We start from the raw sequence: 16,395 nt of genomic DNA on the forward strand, positions 1-16,395 counted from the left end.
AATCAATGACTTAAGAAATTTAACCTTCACCGCTCAACCAATTTTGGTACCACTTTTGGTACCAGTTAAAGAATGTCATCATTTGGTACCTATTGAAATAACGGTTGTAGGTAGGATTAAATAATAATTTGACCATCTCTATCTAACCAAGATAAATTTTCGTAATATTCAGCCGCGAATGGCCAAGTTCTCGACTTATCTGTTTCCGAGCTTTTCGATCAATTTCTTTTTCTATTTTATTTAAAAAGTGAGTTGGTTTGCCGCCAGCAATGGGACAAATCAGCCCTTGTCTCAAGGGATTAAGTTGTTTAGTGATTTCTGCATAACGGCGTTGTGCATAAGCATGACGTAAGCCATGTAATTTACAAAGCCCCATGCTGTTAATCTGTTGCTGGTAATAACTTAAATGCTTCTTGTAGCTTCTTCCCAGAGGTATTAGAGATAAATTTTTTGGAATTTGTTGCGATACTTTATTTAACCACTCCTTTTGTTTTTCATGAGTGATATCAATGACCCGCCCAATTCCACCTTTTGTCCAGCTGGGTTTAATCCATAGACAATCACCACGCCAAGCTTCACTCCATACAAATTTCATCGATTCTTCTCGTCGTAAACCAAACAGCATTTGAGCTTCTAGGGATAAACGTATATAGGGATCGGTACATTTATCTAAGTCTATATGGGTAATCGCTTTGCTGTGAGTTGGCACATAAGAGCGTTTATCGATTTGATAACTGTCATTTCCTTTTTTAACTAACTTGGGGTTATCTAATAAATCAGCAGTCTTTCGCAATTTGGCCATATAATTTTTAATGGTTGCTGGACTTCTAACTTGTTGTTTCCAGTGCTCTACCAAAACATAAATGTGCTTGGGCTTTAATCCTTTTAGGTGGCCAACTTTGAAGCCAAGCTCATGCAAATCTTTCATACACCGTCTGAGCATATGGCGAGTATCAGCTTGACTGGCATAGGAATAACACCGCATTTTTTTAACGAATTGATTGACAGAATATAAAGCATTACGCAGCTTGTTGTTCATTGAGATAACTCCAGAGTGTGGTTCGAGATTTCAAGCCCATTTCGTCCATGATGAGTATGGATAATCGATAGTGATCCAGTTGTGATGAAAGGCTTGCCTGTGTGAGTTGAGCATACATATAGCGATATGATTTCTTAGCTGGCCATCGCAAGGCTTTCATAGCCTTTTGCCAGCGAAAACAGACCACCCGATAACCAAAGGAATTGATTAAGCAGTGCTGTTTCTGAGTTAGATGATGAAATATTCTCAAGATGGCCATTTGAGTAGGGGTGCGAATAGGCACCTTTCTATCTAGATGATTAAAGGTTATCTCACGAGTTAATAACAAATGATTATTTTGGACATGAACATCCGGTAAAAGCCTCATGGTTTCGCTTAACGTGAGGCCAAAATGCATTTGGAATCCCATCAGCACTTGCGCAATTGGATCATGAAGTTTTTGCCAGCCATCATATTTCAAGCGAATAATTTTATGAGAAGTTGTTTTTCGTTTAAGCCTCAGATTTTGATTATCAATACCAGCCAAATCATGTCCAATACAATGCAAAAATTTTCGTATAATGGTCATGTAATTCATCATGGTTGAAACTGTAATTCGTTGTTTCTTCCAATGTTGAATTAGTTTCTCAAGCTGGTTTGCAGTTAACGCTTGCCAATGAGAAGGCGTTTCACCAAGCACAAACAAATCATCCAGCATCTTATAAATCACAAATTGCCGATATTGTTTGTCCCGATGACTCCCACATCGATTGGACTTTAGATAGTTGTTTATGGTTTGTCGTAAAGAGTATCGTCGCATATTCCCTCATACAAAACGGGTTTGCCCTGATTCGGTTTAGTGTTAATCGAGCGACTCATTCCGTGATGACGTCCAGCAGTGGCTGCAAGGCTCGAAAGTGGGGCAAATCAAAGAACAAAAATAAATACCAACAGTGTTATGAGCTCACCTCCTTATTTTTTATAAAGGCATGCAAATAGCAGAGACAAAGCACAGGCTTTGCTACCTATCCATTCAATACAGAAATGTGCATTGTGAAAAGTCTGCCAAACGGCAGCTGATCCTTAGAACAACAAATTCCCGACTCAACGCCCAGCCACAAAGTTAGGGAATAAGGTGTGGCTTATGCATAAGACCCAAAGGTTTCGCCTGAATCACACAGGCTCGTCAGTTATGCTTAATAAAAACGTACCAAAGAGTGAAGCGGTAGACAATAGATTTTTGTAAGTATTTTGTTCAATCCTGTGGCGTGGGATTGGATATTTATAAGTAGCTTTAATGTTTGAAAGGGAAATTATCGTTTTATGGTTCTGCGTCACTGCACATAAATCATAAATTGCAGTGACGCAGTTACTTACTATTGCGAATCTTAATTTTATAATCAGACTTGAAATCGCTTATGTTTATTATATCAAATAAGAGAGTTATTTTAGATTGTGGTGGGCAAAATTTGATCATTAATTTGGGGTTGGATATAATGCTTTTGATTTTAAATTTTTTATCACTAAGCAAATTGGTCATGTTTTGATAGGAGCTGTATGGGGATGTATTTAATTAGATTATTTTTATCAATAACAATCCTATTTGCCATTAACGTAGCCTTTTGTGCCAATTCCAATGATCTATCTCCCACAAGCAGTATTAAAAAATTTATTCCAAATGAGCTGATGCTTGAAAATTGTTTAGATTCAGAAATAATCAGGAAAATAAGCAACATTGATTTCCTTTTTAGACATTTTGCTGATTTTGCTTCTTTAGATAAATTAAAGATATTCAAACAAAAGTTATCGGTGATTAAATTAACCAAATCTCAGTTTGATCTTTTAATTTCCAAATCTAAAAAATCAGATTTATGTGGGGCAAATGCGAATTTAGCTTTGGGCATTTATGAAGCAGCACTTAATATAATGGAAAAAAATGAAAACAAAAAAAAATTAAATCTCTATTCTAAATATATGGAGCATGCATTTAGTATATATAGAAATTATGCAAATCAAGGATCAATTGGCCCAATAAAATTATTATGCGTGCTAGATGAAGGTGATGGTTTTTGGGTGGTTAATGAAGTTGATGCCCTATCGAAAGATATATGTTTGAAGGCACTATATACAAAAGAGATAAAGTTATCCCCTCTTGAAAAGACCAAAATGTTTACAAGCGTATATAATTCATATTTGTTCGATGGACTCGATAAAAATTTGGTTAAGAGAGCTGAGGTTTGCTATGAATTTGCAAAAGAAGCAAACATCATGAACTACTTGAATGGTATGTATAAGCAACAAAATAAAGATATGTGTAATGCCGAATTTATTGGATATGGTGAACAATTGTTTTCAAACAAAGATTATCAAGAGGCGTTCAGATACCTGTCAATTTTTGATCAATCTCTTAACGGTTGGGGTATACCTCAATTTGAATTAGGTTATATGTACCAAACAGGCAAAGGAGTTTCTCAAAATTATGCATTAGCTTTAGATTGGTATAAAAAAGCAAGTAAATATGGTAATAACGCTTATGCTCAATATAATTTAGGGGTAATGTATACAAAAGGCCAAGGTGTCTTACAAAACTACACACTAGCCCATGCATTTTATAATTTAGCATCTGCAAATGGAATAGAGGATGCTGCTACAGTTCGTGATATGTTGGCTAAAAAAATGACTAACGAGCAAATAGAAAGAGCACAAACTTTAGCTAAGGAATGGACTAAAAAAGGAAGGTATACAATACATTAAAGGCGATGGCAGTAATAGCAGACTCAAAGAACTGTTTTGTTAGTAAGAGGCTGCACCAATTACTGCTTTGGAAATTGGTATGAACCTCCTTTTTGATATAAAATTGCGCAAATATTTAATAACACCACAGTGAAATTGATCAAAAAATCATGTTAACAATGTAACGCTTACCACGTTCTTACGTAACCCACCAATAATAACAATAAAAAAGGAGTCTATGTAAGCAAATGAATCTTTGCATGGGTTGCTATTGCCCAAAATTAGCAAAGAGTAAGGCTGTAATTAAAATTGAGGAAATACAATGCAAGATAAGAATGACGATATCAATCTCCATGCTTCCAGACAATCATTAATTTTTTCCAGAAGCATGGAAGAAGAACGTCTATTATCTCTTATAGAATTTGCCCAACAATCTGCTCGTTTAAAACTTAATCCTGTTAAAGACGTAGTAAAACATGGTTTGTTTAATCATTTTGAGCATGAGCTACTTTCTTTACCCGGAGTTCACATTAATATTGCGGAAGATGATGATGAACTGTGGTTAAGAATTGATAGACTGGCAGAAACCCATCCCCCAGAACCTCAAGATCAGCAATTAATCCCTTGGCTTGATATATCAAGAAAAACTGAAACAGCACCTTTATTAAAAAGCGCCGTAGATATTAGCAAAATTGACACAGTAAATGTTGTTAAGAATGAAGAAACTGATAGTGTACAAGAACAGCCCAAATTGATGTTGTTGTCAGAATATGAGCATCGAGAAACTATTGGGCGTTTATTACAAGATTACGTGCATAACCAATGGAACATTTGGGCAGAAGAAGAGAAAAAACGACGCCGTACAATTAAACTATATTCAGAGCTGTTCACTCTAAAACAGCAATTAGAGGGATCGATTGTTGATACCCAAATTGAATTAGTATGGGGTATTGGGCTTGGAGTGTGGAAAACAAATGAGTTTAATATTAGATATCCTCTTATCACTCAATCTGTTGAGGTTTCATTAAATCCGAAAGATATGGCTATGGAAATTAGGCCAAGACGATCTGCTGAGCCGCTTTTCGAGCTAGATGCCTATATGTCTATTGATAGTTTGGGCGTGGCCGACGTTCAGAAAGCTTATAATGATTTGATGTCAAAACAAACTCAAGACTTTTCGCCATTTGAGCGTTTCTCCTATGAACCACAGTTACAACTTGCAGCAACACATTTAGATTCAAAGGGAGTATATTGGCCAACACAAATTACAAATGAGGATCGCCAAATCCCTGATTCAGGGGAAAACCTAAAAGTTACTGATACATGGATTTTATTTGCCAGACCCCGTAGCAAAAGTCTTTATATCCAAGACTTGGAAAATTTCAAAAAACATTTCAATGCTGAAAAAACAGGTGAAATATCTAGCGTTATTAAAGAAATGGTGCAAGAGCCGGTCGGTGAGCATCGTGAAATAAAGCTTACTAATTTTCGTGGCTTATCTAGCCTTGGATATACTTCAAATGAAAGCAACGCAGAGACAGCATGCGAGTTATTTTTTCCTCTTCCATTTAACGAAGAACAAGTAAAAATTGTACAAAAACTAGAACATTCAAATGGGGTTGTTGTCCAAGGCCCTCCAGGAACAGGTAAAACACATACGATTGCTAATATTATTGCTCATTATATGGCAAATGGTAAGCGTGTGCTTGTTACTTCTATGAAAGAGCCTGCATTATCTGTGTTGAAAGAAAAACTTCCTGCAACAATTCAGCCTTTGGCCATTTCTCTTTTAACCAATGAGCCAGACGGAATGAAGCAGTTTGAGTTCGCTATCTCTAAAATCGCTCAAGAATTACAAGCTATTGATCGTGCTGCACTTGGAAGCGAGATTGAAAATGACGAGCAATTTATTGATAAGCTTCATGCAAAATTGGCATGGATTGATCGATCTATTACCAATTGGGCGAAAAGCAATATTCAATCTATTTATATGGATGGACAAGAAATTCATCCAGAAGACGCAGCTAAAGAAATTGCTGCAGCAAGTGAGGAATTTGATTGGCTTGATGATCCCATTTCTATCGCAGACGAACATAAACCAAGATTTGATAATACCGATATTATACAACTTAGAGAAGCAAGACGTAATTTGCAGGGAGATCTTGATTACTTAGGTAAGTTACTACCTACATTGGAAGATATCCCTAAATTAAACAGTATATTGAACCTTCACCGCGAGTTATTGAAAAACAAAACGCTAAAAGATCAGGTTCTGTCTGCTAATGTTTTTCAAATTCCAGATTTAGCAGAAAACATTACTGAAGTTGAAATTGTATTGAATGCGTTCTATGAATATAGAGCTATAAAAAGTCAGTTAAAGACGGCCAACTTATCATGGTTTGGCTCGTTACAATCTTGCTTAAAGAATTCTGATTCAACATCAATCATTCAGCTTATTGAAAAAATTACTGATGAAGTTAATAACTTACATGCCGAAAAAAATATTTTTTTAGAAAACCCTGTTGTTATACCAACGGATCTCAAATTAACAGATGAAATTACTCAGGCTATTGCTAATAAAAGTGAAGGTAAACAACCTTTTGGAATCAGTGGGAGATTAACAAAGCGAGCATTAATTAAAAAAATTGATGGCATTCTAATTTTAAATAGACCAGCCAAGAACCAAGATGAGTGGCTGCATATTTACCGTTATGTATCACTTTGCAATCGTATTGATGAACTCGTTTTACGATGGAATAAAATAGCCACTGAAATGTCTTTTTTTTCACTCATAAATAGTGAGACTGTTAACCCACTTCAGCATGCTAGAGCAGAATTAGATTTTTATTTCGCTGTCAAAAAACTCATTGCACTGGAAGCTGAAATTAAAAAACGTTCGGATTCACTTTTGCAATCATGGCCTTATTTAAATGGGCTGTTTGAGGCTAATGCTCATATTGATGAGTTGATTGGACTGCTTGAAAAAAATCTTAATTTTTATCACTCCTCCAAAGCTTGGTCTGATAGAGAAACAATATTAAACAACCTAGCAAACTTTAATGGCCGGATATCTGAAAAAATCAAAACATTTTTTTCTGAAGCTGTGGGCAATCCATCCATTAGTGATGTGGAAATACAAAATCTATCAACTAACTTAATTGATGAGTTGAGACGTATTCATGGATTAAAACCTGCATTGGATGATGTGTACTCTATATGTGATTTAATACACCAGTCTGGTGCTATCCGGTGGGCGCAAAAACTTAAAGAGACTCCGTTAGAAAGTACCGTAGATTCTTTATTGCCCGATAATTGGAGCCAAGCATGGCGACTTCGTCGTTTCGCTAACTATTTTTATTCAATCAGTCATTTTGATGAATTTAAAAAATTAACCACTCAACGCTATGAATATGAAAAACAATTGGCAAAGGCCTATCAAGATGTAGTTGCCAAACGTACTTGGTTGCAATTAGCAAAGAATGCAACCCCAGACATTCGAGCAGCACTACAAGCCTTTCAATCCGCTATTTCAAAAATAGGTAAAGGAACAGGTAAAAGAGCCATTCGTTATAGGCGAGATGCTAAAAATTCTGCTGCACTTACTAATAAAGCAATACCGTGCTGGATTATGCCTCATTATAGAATATCGGAGTCATTACCTCCTGAGTTTGGATGCTTTGATTTAGTCATTATTGATGAAGCCTCACAATCAGATTTGAATGCTCTTCCGGCCATGCTTCGTGCCAATAAATTGCTGGTTGTTGGTGATGATAAGCAGGTTTCGCCTGATGGTGTTGGCCTGGAAGAAGAAAAAATCAATAATTTAATGGCTCAATATTTATCCAACCAAGTAGCGATATATAGACAAGCAATGTCTCCAGAGCGTTCAATCTATGACTTATGTAAGGTTGTATTTTCTGATTCACAAGTTATGCTGCGCGAGCATTTTCGCAGTGTTACGCCAATTATTGAGTACTCCAAGAGAAAATTTTATAACCATGAACTAAAACCACTGAGATTGCCAACGAAATCAGAACGCCTAGAGCCACCCTTAATAGACGTTATTATTGAAGATGGCTATCGTATGAATAAAGAAAACACCGCTGAAGCAAAATTTATTGTTGAGGAAATAAATAATATTTGTAATGACCCTGCTATGGCCAATCGAACAATTGGCGTTGTTTCTTTGCTAGGCAATGAACAGGCAAGAAAAATATGGGAAATGATTCAGCAAGATATTACGCCAGATAAAATAACCAACCATAAAATCACTTGTGGTGATGCCCTTACATTCCAAGGTAAAGAGCGGGACATCATGTTTTTATCAATGGTAGCGACTCCAGATAATGTGAAAGCGGATCCACGTGAAGCCTCTGCGCAGAGATTTAATGTTGCTGCCTCAAGGGCACGAGATCGCATGTATTTAGTTAGAAGTATTGAGTTAGATAACCTAAGCCCCAAAGATAGCTTAAGACGCGGTTTAATAGAGCATTTTAGCTCACCCTTTGCCCAAGATGAAATAAAGGTACAAAACCTTAGAGAACTCTGCGAGTCAGGGTTTGAACTGGAAATTTATGATCTATTAACTGAGCGTGGTTACAGAGTAATTCCTCAAGTCAAAGTAGGAAACTATCGTCTGGATATGGTTGTAGAGGGACATAATGATGCTCGTTTGGCTATTGAGTGCGATGGGGATCGTTTTCATGATGCTTCAAAATGGGAAGACGATATGAACAGGCAAAGAATTCTTGAGCGTGCAGGGTGGAAATTCTGGCGATGTTTTGCTTCTACTTTTGTTATGAACAAAAAGCACGTTATTCAAGATCTAGTCAATTCCTTATTCGAGCATGGAATTGAGCCTATTGGAAGTGGTGGAGTGTTTAATAACATCCATTGTGAACAAAGGCGAATAACTGCCTTGGCGCCAATGGAGGCGGTGATAGAGGAATAATAACTCTAATCTAATCGTTTGAGCAAATGAAGCTTGATATATTTCTTTGCTCCATTTTTATTTGTGTGTGAATGGAGAATAATTATGTTTGTTGTTACGTTGCTTGTGCTGAGCTTTTTTAAAACATTACAGCGTCAATAAATTCAAAGATTAATACTCTTCAAGGGTATGTGACGACGATTAACAGCAAGTTGTGTAGAACTAATTAAAATATTATCAATTTTTGCGTTGGCATCTATTTTTATAAGATGAGGCTTAGCAGATACTGTTTTTAATGATGGAGCAATGCTACACCAAGTGCAATAATAATAACGCCCAATGTACACAGTATGTTCGAGGTTAGGGATAATCCAACAGATAATTGAAATTAAGCCGTTAATGGTAACAAATAGATTAGTCCCTATGGGTTTTATTAAATAATAATGCTCATTTATCAAAGTTGAATTTATTACGCAAAGTGATGTTTCATCATTAATATGTCGATGACATACATTCGCAATCTGTCTACATTACGTCTACATGATATTTTCGAGTTTTTTGAAAATCACCGTAAGTGCTTGATTTTATTGGTGGGCCCACTAGGACTCGAACCTAGGACCAACGGATTATGAGTTTTAAACTAAAAACGCCTTTAACTAACTTACCATTGTTGCTTGATTAACCATTCGGCAGCAATCATTGAATACGGCGAAAATGCATCGCTTGATTGGGATTCTTCAGAAATGTCTTTTTGACGTGCTAGTGTCTGCAAAATCGATTCAAATAACGCATCATCAGGATTTAGCTTTTTAAACTGATCCCATGCATTTTTCATATAGGCTGGTAAAGGATAGTTTTTCCAGAACTGTTCAAACTTTATTTGTAATTGTTTTTCATTCGTACATAAATCAAGATGCACTTTATTTTGGCTATTTTGGTGGTTAATAACACTATTCGAACTGTGGTTTTTCCTTAAAGTAGCGTTTTTGATTTGAGGTAGGTATTCAGTCTGAGATTTCTTGGAATTTATTTCCTGTTGAGTTGGCAGCCTTGTATCAGCCAAAGGACATTTCACAACCAAGTTATACGCCGTGGAGTGAATTTCTATTATTCCCTGCCGAGCTAAGGATTTGATGGCGCGTTTCATCTGTTGATGGCTGGGGCAGCCAGTTTTGACTCCTCTGATCGGAGCGACATATAGTGCTTCTCTGAGGGACTGGTAGCTGATTTTTCGCTTAATACCGACCATTAGGGTTTTACGATCCATATGGGGGCGAATGCCCATGATGTATACCAGCCTTTGCATATGTGGTATCTCGCATAAAGCATCTAACTCTAGGCAACTGATGAAAATAAAATTTCTTGCTTCTTGCTTCATGGTCATACTCCTACAAACATTTTCTGGCTCAATCAATCTCATTGGGTATCATTTGGTGACAATCAATAAATCATACTGGCTTATTGATAAACCATTTTTCATCGGAATTTACTGACCGTCAATAGGCCAAATGGCTCTGTTACTGAATGATATTAAATGAACTTAAAAAAAATTTGAGGCTGTGGATAACTCAATGAAAAAAATTTTTGTTACGCGCGTACGCGCGATAAAAAAAAACAAATTAATTTTTGAGTTATGAGGTGGGTCGGCTTAGGAACGTTTGCTATGACGGGTTTTTATAAGACATTTCTTTCTGAGTATTGTTATGCTTGATGTGTAAGGTGTCGGATTTGTGTCGGGTTGGTATGACGGGTTAGGGTCGGCCTTGTTTTGGACAGATTGAGGGCTTGAAAAAATTAGATTTTTTTAAAGCGACGCCTACCAATTGAACCCAAGGATTATTGTAAGAAACATACGAGTGTTGTCAATATAATGCTGGGTTCAGTTATTCAATGAACGTAAATGAACCCACAACATATTTCCTTTAGGCACAAAGATCTAGTCGCAGCGTTTTAGGTTTTTTACCTTTGGCGCCGTAAAAACCTCTGCTGCGCATATATCTTCCACGAAAATTCTCCCCTCGTGCTTCGGATTTGGTTTCAGTCTGCTCTATGATATATAACCGCAATACTTGTTCGGTATTTTCATTCATATTAGTTGGCTCATCACCTTTCTTTTCCCATTTGCTAACAGCAGTATGGGATTCATGGACTACTTTTTCACCAAAGGCTCTTAATGGCATGGAAAAATAAGAGCGAATAAATTTTACCTGATTACCGGTTAAAGGGGTTTCTTGGACAGCCAACTGTTTTATGACTTGATCAGCTACATATCGAACATCAATTTTGGGGTGCCATTCACCGCCAATATTGACCATTTCAACATGTTGAAGTTCAATAGGAAATCCCAACCCATCATAGAGGAAAACGGGCTCGATTTTCGTTTGCATGGTTTTTTCCTCCTAGCTAATATCAATTACCGTAATTATCGGCATATGATCATCGGTAAAGGTTAGAATAATTCGTACATCTTTATCATCTATATCTTTACCCTCTATACAATATCTCCAGTCCTGTGGCTTTTCATAGATATAATCGGAATCATATGAATCTTTTCTTTTATTCCGTTTTCGGTCAAGTCCAAAAAGTGCTGTAAATTCCCATTAATTCAGCCTATCAAGTTAGTACGTTATTTAGTCAAAGCATTCATCCCTACAACATTAGACTTTCCGGCTTCATTCTCAGCCAGCCAGTCATTAAATTCGTCCATATTAAGATAACGCCTTGATTGCCACTGCTCGTTTTGTTCAGCTAATAAAGCGCCAATCAGCCGCCATGCAGAATCATCATTAGGAAATATCCTTATCACTCGTTCTCGGCGCCTGATTTCCTCGTTAATTCGCTCTTGCATGTTGGTGGTGCGAAGTCGCTTCCTGTATTTCTCCGGCAACGCCATAACTACCATGGCATCGTCAAAAGCCTCCTCAAGGCAGGTAACTGATTTTGGTGCTTTTTTCTCAAAGGCATCAATAAAATCATCGCGTCTACGCCTGGCTTCTTCCATATCAGGTGCCTGAAAAACAAGCTTTGCCTTTTCAGCAACATCTTTGCGGTGTCTGACAGAGCAGTGCCCGAGGATGTTGCGCATCAAGTGAACTTGGCATCGTTGCCAGGTTGCACCTTGAAAGTGCTTTCTAGCCGCTTCCACAAGCCCTGCATGCTGGTCTGACACAACATACATCACGCCTTTTAGCCCACGAGATTTTAGCCATTTAAACGCTTCATCCCATGTAGCATAGCTCTCAGTGTCACCAATGCGAAGGCCCAGTATTTCACGGTAGCCATCACTTCTGATACCCGAGATGGTCAAGGCTGCTCGAGACACGACTCTGTCACCATCACGACACTTGATAAACATCGCATCAACCATGATAAATGGGTAGTTGTCACCATCAAACCGACGCTCGTTGAAGGCTCTGACTCTTGCATCAAGACCAGAACACAGTTGACTGACGGTTGACTTTGAAAAACTAGCACCGCAAAGTTCTTCAGTAATGTTATTAACTTTTCTGGTTGATACGCCATTAACAACCATTTCCATCAGAGCCAATACAAAAGCCTGCTCACTGCGTTGATAGCGCTTAAAAATATCGGTAGAAAAAGAGCCATCACGTGTCTGCGGCACTTGAAGAGTGACTGGTCCCACACGAGTGTATAGTTGTCTTGGACGGTAACCGTTACGATAGCCTATACGTTCACCTGAACGTTCATGCTTGTCTGCTCCCAGACTTTCTGACACCTGTGCCTCCAATACCTGATTCAATACACCTTCAACAAGCTTTGCGAGCCCATCCTGGCTTGATAAAAGTTCTGGAAGCAATTCCTTTCCAACTGTAATATTGTAATCCGTCATCGCTAATCTCCTTCGATAGTTATTGTTTTTCACAACTCAATAGTACCGAATTTTAGCGATGACTCCACTCCTAAAAAGTCAACCTGAATTTACAGCAGTTTACGGACATAACCATACAAATCGTATAGCATCTTATTTATCTAATCTGTCTAATGCACAGAAAACACAGGCAAATGGCCGTCAAAAAACAAATGACAGCATTATCATCGATAACAATGGGTTGATGAGAATGTTGCAGCAGGTTAAGGATAGTCAGCAGAGTACCGATCATCAGAAAAAAATTGAAAAAATCTCCCAAGATATTCAATCCGGAAATTTTCAGGTGAATTTATCGCAGTTGTCCCAGCACTTGCTTATTGAGCACATGATGAAGGAAGAGAGTGATGCAACCTGATTTTAACACCCAATTAAAACGGCTATATGATTTGGTTTTAGAGCTGAATCAATATTTGGAAATCGATAAAACGCTTTTGCCGGAAAGAAAATCACAGGCCATTGAAGAAAATAATATTAAAAAATTAACGGTACGAAATGCCATAGAAAAACAAATAAGCCTCTTGCAAAATGCGCCTGAATGGTCTTTTTTTTATCAAAAGGTGTTGCAGGCTGAAACAGTTGATGAAGAAAGTGCATCTTCTGAGGTGAAACTCTGGTTGGATATTCAAAAGGCTTTTGATGTCTGTGAAGAACTGATTACCGTGAATTCAAATGTAGTTCGATCCAGCTTACAATACTACAATCGTATTTTTGAAGAAATTGTTAAGGCAATGACGAAAGAAGAATCGCCTCTAACCTATGAGAAAAAAAGTTGAAAATTTTCACTCTGATTGGAATTGAATCATTTTTTAACCCTCTTTAGGTTTTTTGGTTAAGATTACATTAATCCTCATGAGCTAAACTGTTAAATATAGAGAGAATCGGTGAGTGTAATCATGACATCCCCCTTAGAAAAATTACAGGATCAGCTTAAGGAGAAGTTGGCCAATGCTCGAGTCACTATTGATAGTCGTAATGAAAGAAACAATCTTGCTCAGCTTATCATGAAACGACTGCAGACCTTTGGAATGAACGAGAATGAGATTACTGACTCGGCATTACTCATATCATATATCACAGAAGCTTTGCAAAACGCATACAAACGGCTTGATAATTCTGTGAAAGTTGAATGGCAAACTCCTAAAGAAGAGGGCATTTTTAAAAAAGGATTTGTTGCGTTTGTTGAGGATGCCATAGACGAAGGTTGGGTCGATTTTACTCTCAGCAAAAAATATGGTCCCAAATCTGAGACTGCAAAATTAATAAAGCAACGCTCTGCAAGAGGGGTTGGATTTTATATTCGCCATATTTTAGCGCTTTCTTTGTCAGAGCAGATTCCTAAGGATTCGACTGTTAAAGACATTGATGATGTTTTGTATGGCAGTGATACCTCTGAGCCTCAAATTTTAGTGGAGGCATCCAGTCTTAATCGTAATGCACGATTTAAACTGGACAAGGCTGAAAAAGCTAAAAAAAACCAATATTTCATCAATGCTTATTTTGAAAAAAAAGAAGCTCAAAGACTCCAATCTCATCTTAGTCATACAGAGCAGAAAGCCTCTGAAAGGGTGGAAAATACTGAGAATTTTGAACAAGCTACAGAATTTGCTGAAGGAGGAAGTGAAGTTACTAAACTTCTAGGTGAAATTTCGGAAAAATCACACACGCTGCTTCATTTCTCCGAACATCTGTCTAAGTCACTTTCTCATACCGGCGGTATAGGTACATTGGTAGCTGGAACGCTTGGCATTATCACTATCCCTCTCCTATGCGCACTAGAAAAACGAAGACCCAAACCGACAGAGATGGCGCAAATGGGTTTATCGCTTACCGTTATTGTGCTCGGAGCTTTAGCGCTCGCTGCAGTAGGTGGTCCGCTAGCCGCTGGAATTTTCATTTTCGCGGCAACCACCATCGGTTTAGGCCGTACTGCGGTTAGTTTTTTCCATGAATGGAGAGAGCGCAAGGCCTTGGAAAAAGAGGTAAACCATCTTCGAGAGGAGATTAATCATATAGTTAATGAGATAGATGAAAAGCGTAATAATATTACTCAACTTAATGAGCAATTGACCAAAGAATTTTCTAATCCTGCGAAAATAAATCATGAAAAGATCAAAGAGCTGCGTTCCCGGCTTGAAACGTCTTTAAATGAATTGGAAACTCTGAGCAATACGCTGGAAAATAAAAATGTTGTCCTGGCAAAAAAAAGCGCGAAACTGTTAGAATTACGAGAAAAACGAACCAGTCGCTGGGAGCTTGCTAAAAAAGGCATATATGCCAGTTCAGGTGTTCTTGCCATTGTGGGGGCTGCCTTAATGTTAACTCCTGCGGCACCTGTGGGTGGAATACTAATGGTGGTTGCAAGCCTTATGTCCATTACTACACTTGCAGGGTCATTCATTGCCAGACAGGTGAAACGATATCAAATGAAAAACGCCCAATTGAAAGCGGAAGAATCGGCGCAAGAGGCTAAAAAAATTGAAACTTCCTCAACCGACGAGGAAAAGATGCAATTCGGACATAGTTCTGAATATCATATTGCAGAACTTTTGTCTCCAAATGGCAACCTTAGAAAAAGTTTAGCCAAGGGAGCTGAAAATGCTTATGCAGATAATCATCATCAATTAAAAGATGAGACTGGAAAATATTCACAAAACGTTGTTCCCTATCCATCCTTAAACAATGAAAAGACATTAAAAGTAAAGGGGGACAAAAGAGAAAAGGAAGAAGAGGGCGAAGGTGAAGGTGAAAGGCCAGAGCTTTAGGGATTTTTATTGACGATACTCATTGAGACCACCTGATAAGGCCAGCCAGTTGGATAGGTACTGCTATTATCCCAAATGATATAATAAGGACCTGGATTTACTTTTTTACCGTCCTTGGTTACATACGACCAGAAACCATCTTTCGTACGATATTTTTCGGAAATCGTACCCGGAACTTCTCGATAGGCCAGATAGGCACGCCCTTTAGTAGTGAAATGCGGTATTGGTATCTGGGAGAGGTAATCATCGAGGGTATCAACCAATAAAACCTGCTCGCTGTTTTTTTGATTAAAATCAACATCAAGCAGCTTGGATAATATCGGGTTTAAGGGAAAGGCACAATATTCTTTTTTTTCATTAGCATAAGCAGGGTTATGAAAAACGGTGACTTTAACGGGTTTAAACTGCTTTTTTAATTGAGATAATGTATATACTCTATTTCCGATTTTAATGTCGGGATCTTGGGTGAAGGCATAAGAATTCGTTTCACTCAATACTGCCATAATAAAAAAGGCGCTAAGCCAGCTTCTTTTTTTATTTTTCTGAATCATCCGGATGTTTCCTCGTCTGAACAAAGCTGTACTTTTTATTTTTTATACTGATTCATGCATGATAGCAATATTTATTGGTTTATTTTGATATGGCAGGATATTTCAACACGGGGAAAATAAATGATATATTTGCTGAATCTATTCACCATCAAATTTAAAAATGCAAGAAATCACCATTTACCACAATCCTCGCTGCTCAAAATCAAGAAAAGCACTGGAAATATTGTAAAATAAAGGCCTTGAGCTTGAAATTGTTGAATACCTTAAAACACCGTTGAGCCTTAAACAATTGAAAAACTTACGAGCTCAGTTTGACCTTAAGGATGTCGTGCGCACAAATGAAAATCGGTTTAAAGAATTGGGATTGTCTCTGGATAATGAAATGCAGGTTTTGCAAGCCATGGTGAAAGAACCTATATTAATAAAGACCCATTATCACTTATGAAGGTAAGGCTGTTATCGGCCGTCCACCTGAGAAAGTTTTACAATTATTGGAATAATGGTTCGAAAAG

11 protein-coding genes and 1 pseudogene are annotated in these 16,395 nt (G+C 37.6%); 6 read left to right on the forward strand and 6 right to left on the reverse strand.

Features of this window, described 5'->3' with window-relative positions; genetic code table 11:
* Positions 1 to 142 precede the first annotated feature (142 nt).
* Both E4T55_RS09995 and E4T55_RS10000 read right to left on the reverse strand, forming a co-directional pair.
* Positions 143 to 1,039 carry a phage integrase N-terminal domain-containing protein gene (locus E4T55_RS09995; protein ID WP_058501551.1) on the reverse strand — a complete coding sequence of 299 codons (897 nt, stop codon included), beginning with the start codon at positions 1,037 to 1,039 and terminating at the stop codon, positions 143 to 145.
* On the reverse strand, positions 1,020 to 1,838 hold the full coding sequence (locus E4T55_RS10000) for a phage integrase N-terminal domain-containing protein (protein ID WP_058501550.1): 819 nt from the start codon (positions 1,836 to 1,838) through the stop codon (positions 1,020 to 1,022). The genes E4T55_RS09995 and E4T55_RS10000 overlap by 20 nt, the downstream gene beginning before the upstream one ends.
* Positions 1,839 to 2,575: 737 nt before the next feature.
* On the opposite strand from E4T55_RS10000, the gene E4T55_RS10005 reads away from it, so the two are divergent.
* Both E4T55_RS10005 and E4T55_RS10010 read left to right on the forward strand, forming a co-directional pair.
* Positions 2,576 to 3,772 carry a tetratricopeptide repeat protein gene (locus E4T55_RS10005; RefSeq protein ID WP_082636516.1) on the forward strand — a complete coding sequence of 399 codons (1,197 nt, stop codon included), beginning with the start codon at positions 2,576 to 2,578 and terminating at the stop codon, positions 3,770 to 3,772.
* Positions 3,773 to 4,073: 301 nt separating this feature from the next.
* On the forward strand, positions 4,074 to 8,702 hold the full coding sequence (locus tag E4T55_RS10010; protein ID WP_058501548.1) for an AAA domain-containing protein: 4,629 nt from the start codon (positions 4,074 to 4,076) through the stop codon (positions 8,700 to 8,702).
* A gap of 640 nt (positions 8,703 to 9,342) precedes the next feature.
* On the opposite strand, the gene E4T55_RS10015 is transcribed toward E4T55_RS10010, so the two are convergent.
* From E4T55_RS10015 to E4T55_RS10025, 3 genes are all read right to left on the reverse strand, one after another.
* Positions 9,343 to 10,059, reverse strand: coding sequence for a hypothetical protein (locus E4T55_RS10015; protein ID WP_082636515.1), 717 nt, complete (start codon positions 10,057 to 10,059; stop codon positions 9,343 to 9,345).
* A 544-nt stretch (positions 10,060 to 10,603) separates the two neighbouring features.
* On the reverse strand, positions 10,604 to 11,068 hold the full coding sequence (locus tag E4T55_RS10020; protein ID WP_058501547.1) for a hypothetical protein: 465 nt from the start codon (positions 11,066 to 11,068) through the stop codon (positions 10,604 to 10,606).
* Positions 11,069 to 11,307: 239 nt separating this feature from the next.
* The gene (locus tag E4T55_RS10025) at positions 11,308 to 12,531 is read right to left on the reverse strand and encodes an IS256 family transposase (protein ID WP_115325208.1); all 1,224 of its coding nucleotides are present in this window, start codon (positions 12,529 to 12,531) and stop codon (positions 11,308 to 11,310) included.
* Between the two features lie 58 nt (positions 12,532 to 12,589).
* Here E4T55_RS10025 and E4T55_RS10030 point away from each other — a divergent pair, with 58 nt between their 5' ends.
* The 3 genes from E4T55_RS10030 to E4T55_RS10040 all read left to right on the forward strand — a co-directional run bounded on the left by E4T55_RS10030 (position 12,590) and on the right by E4T55_RS10040 (position 15,332).
* Entirely contained in the window at positions 12,590 to 12,925 is a 336-nt protein-coding gene (locus E4T55_RS10030; protein WP_058502911.1) for a flagellar biosynthesis anti-sigma factor FlgM, read from the forward strand.
* Positions 12,915 to 13,343 (forward strand): hypothetical protein, encoded by a 429-nt coding sequence (locus E4T55_RS10035; protein ID WP_058502910.1) that lies wholly within the window; start codon positions 12,915 to 12,917, stop codon positions 13,341 to 13,343. Before E4T55_RS10030 ends, E4T55_RS10035 begins: the two co-directional genes overlap by 11 nt.
* 120 nt (positions 13,344 to 13,463) lie before the next feature.
* Positions 13,464 to 15,332: an AAA family ATPase gene (locus tag E4T55_RS10040; protein WP_058502909.1), complete on the forward strand. Its 1,869-nt coding sequence runs from the start codon at positions 13,464 to 13,466 to the stop codon at positions 15,330 to 15,332.
* Here E4T55_RS10040 and E4T55_RS10045 read toward each other — a convergent pair.
* Positions 15,329 to 15,883, reverse strand: coding sequence for a hypothetical protein (locus E4T55_RS10045; protein WP_058502908.1), 555 nt, complete (start codon positions 15,881 to 15,883; stop codon positions 15,329 to 15,331). The genes E4T55_RS10040 and E4T55_RS10045 overlap by 4 nt on opposite strands.
* A 160-nt stretch (positions 15,884 to 16,043) precedes the next feature.
* Here E4T55_RS10045 and arsC point away from each other — a divergent pair.
* Positions 16,044 to 16,383, forward strand: a pseudogene (arsC, locus tag E4T55_RS15550) (arsenate reductase (glutaredoxin)).
* Positions 16,384 to 16,395: the final 12 nt, after the last annotated feature.

The sequence above is a fragment of the Legionella israelensis genome (assembly GCF_004571175.1).
Classification (GTDB): domain Bacteria; phylum Pseudomonadota; class Gammaproteobacteria; order Legionellales; family Legionellaceae; genus Legionella_D; species Legionella_D israelensis.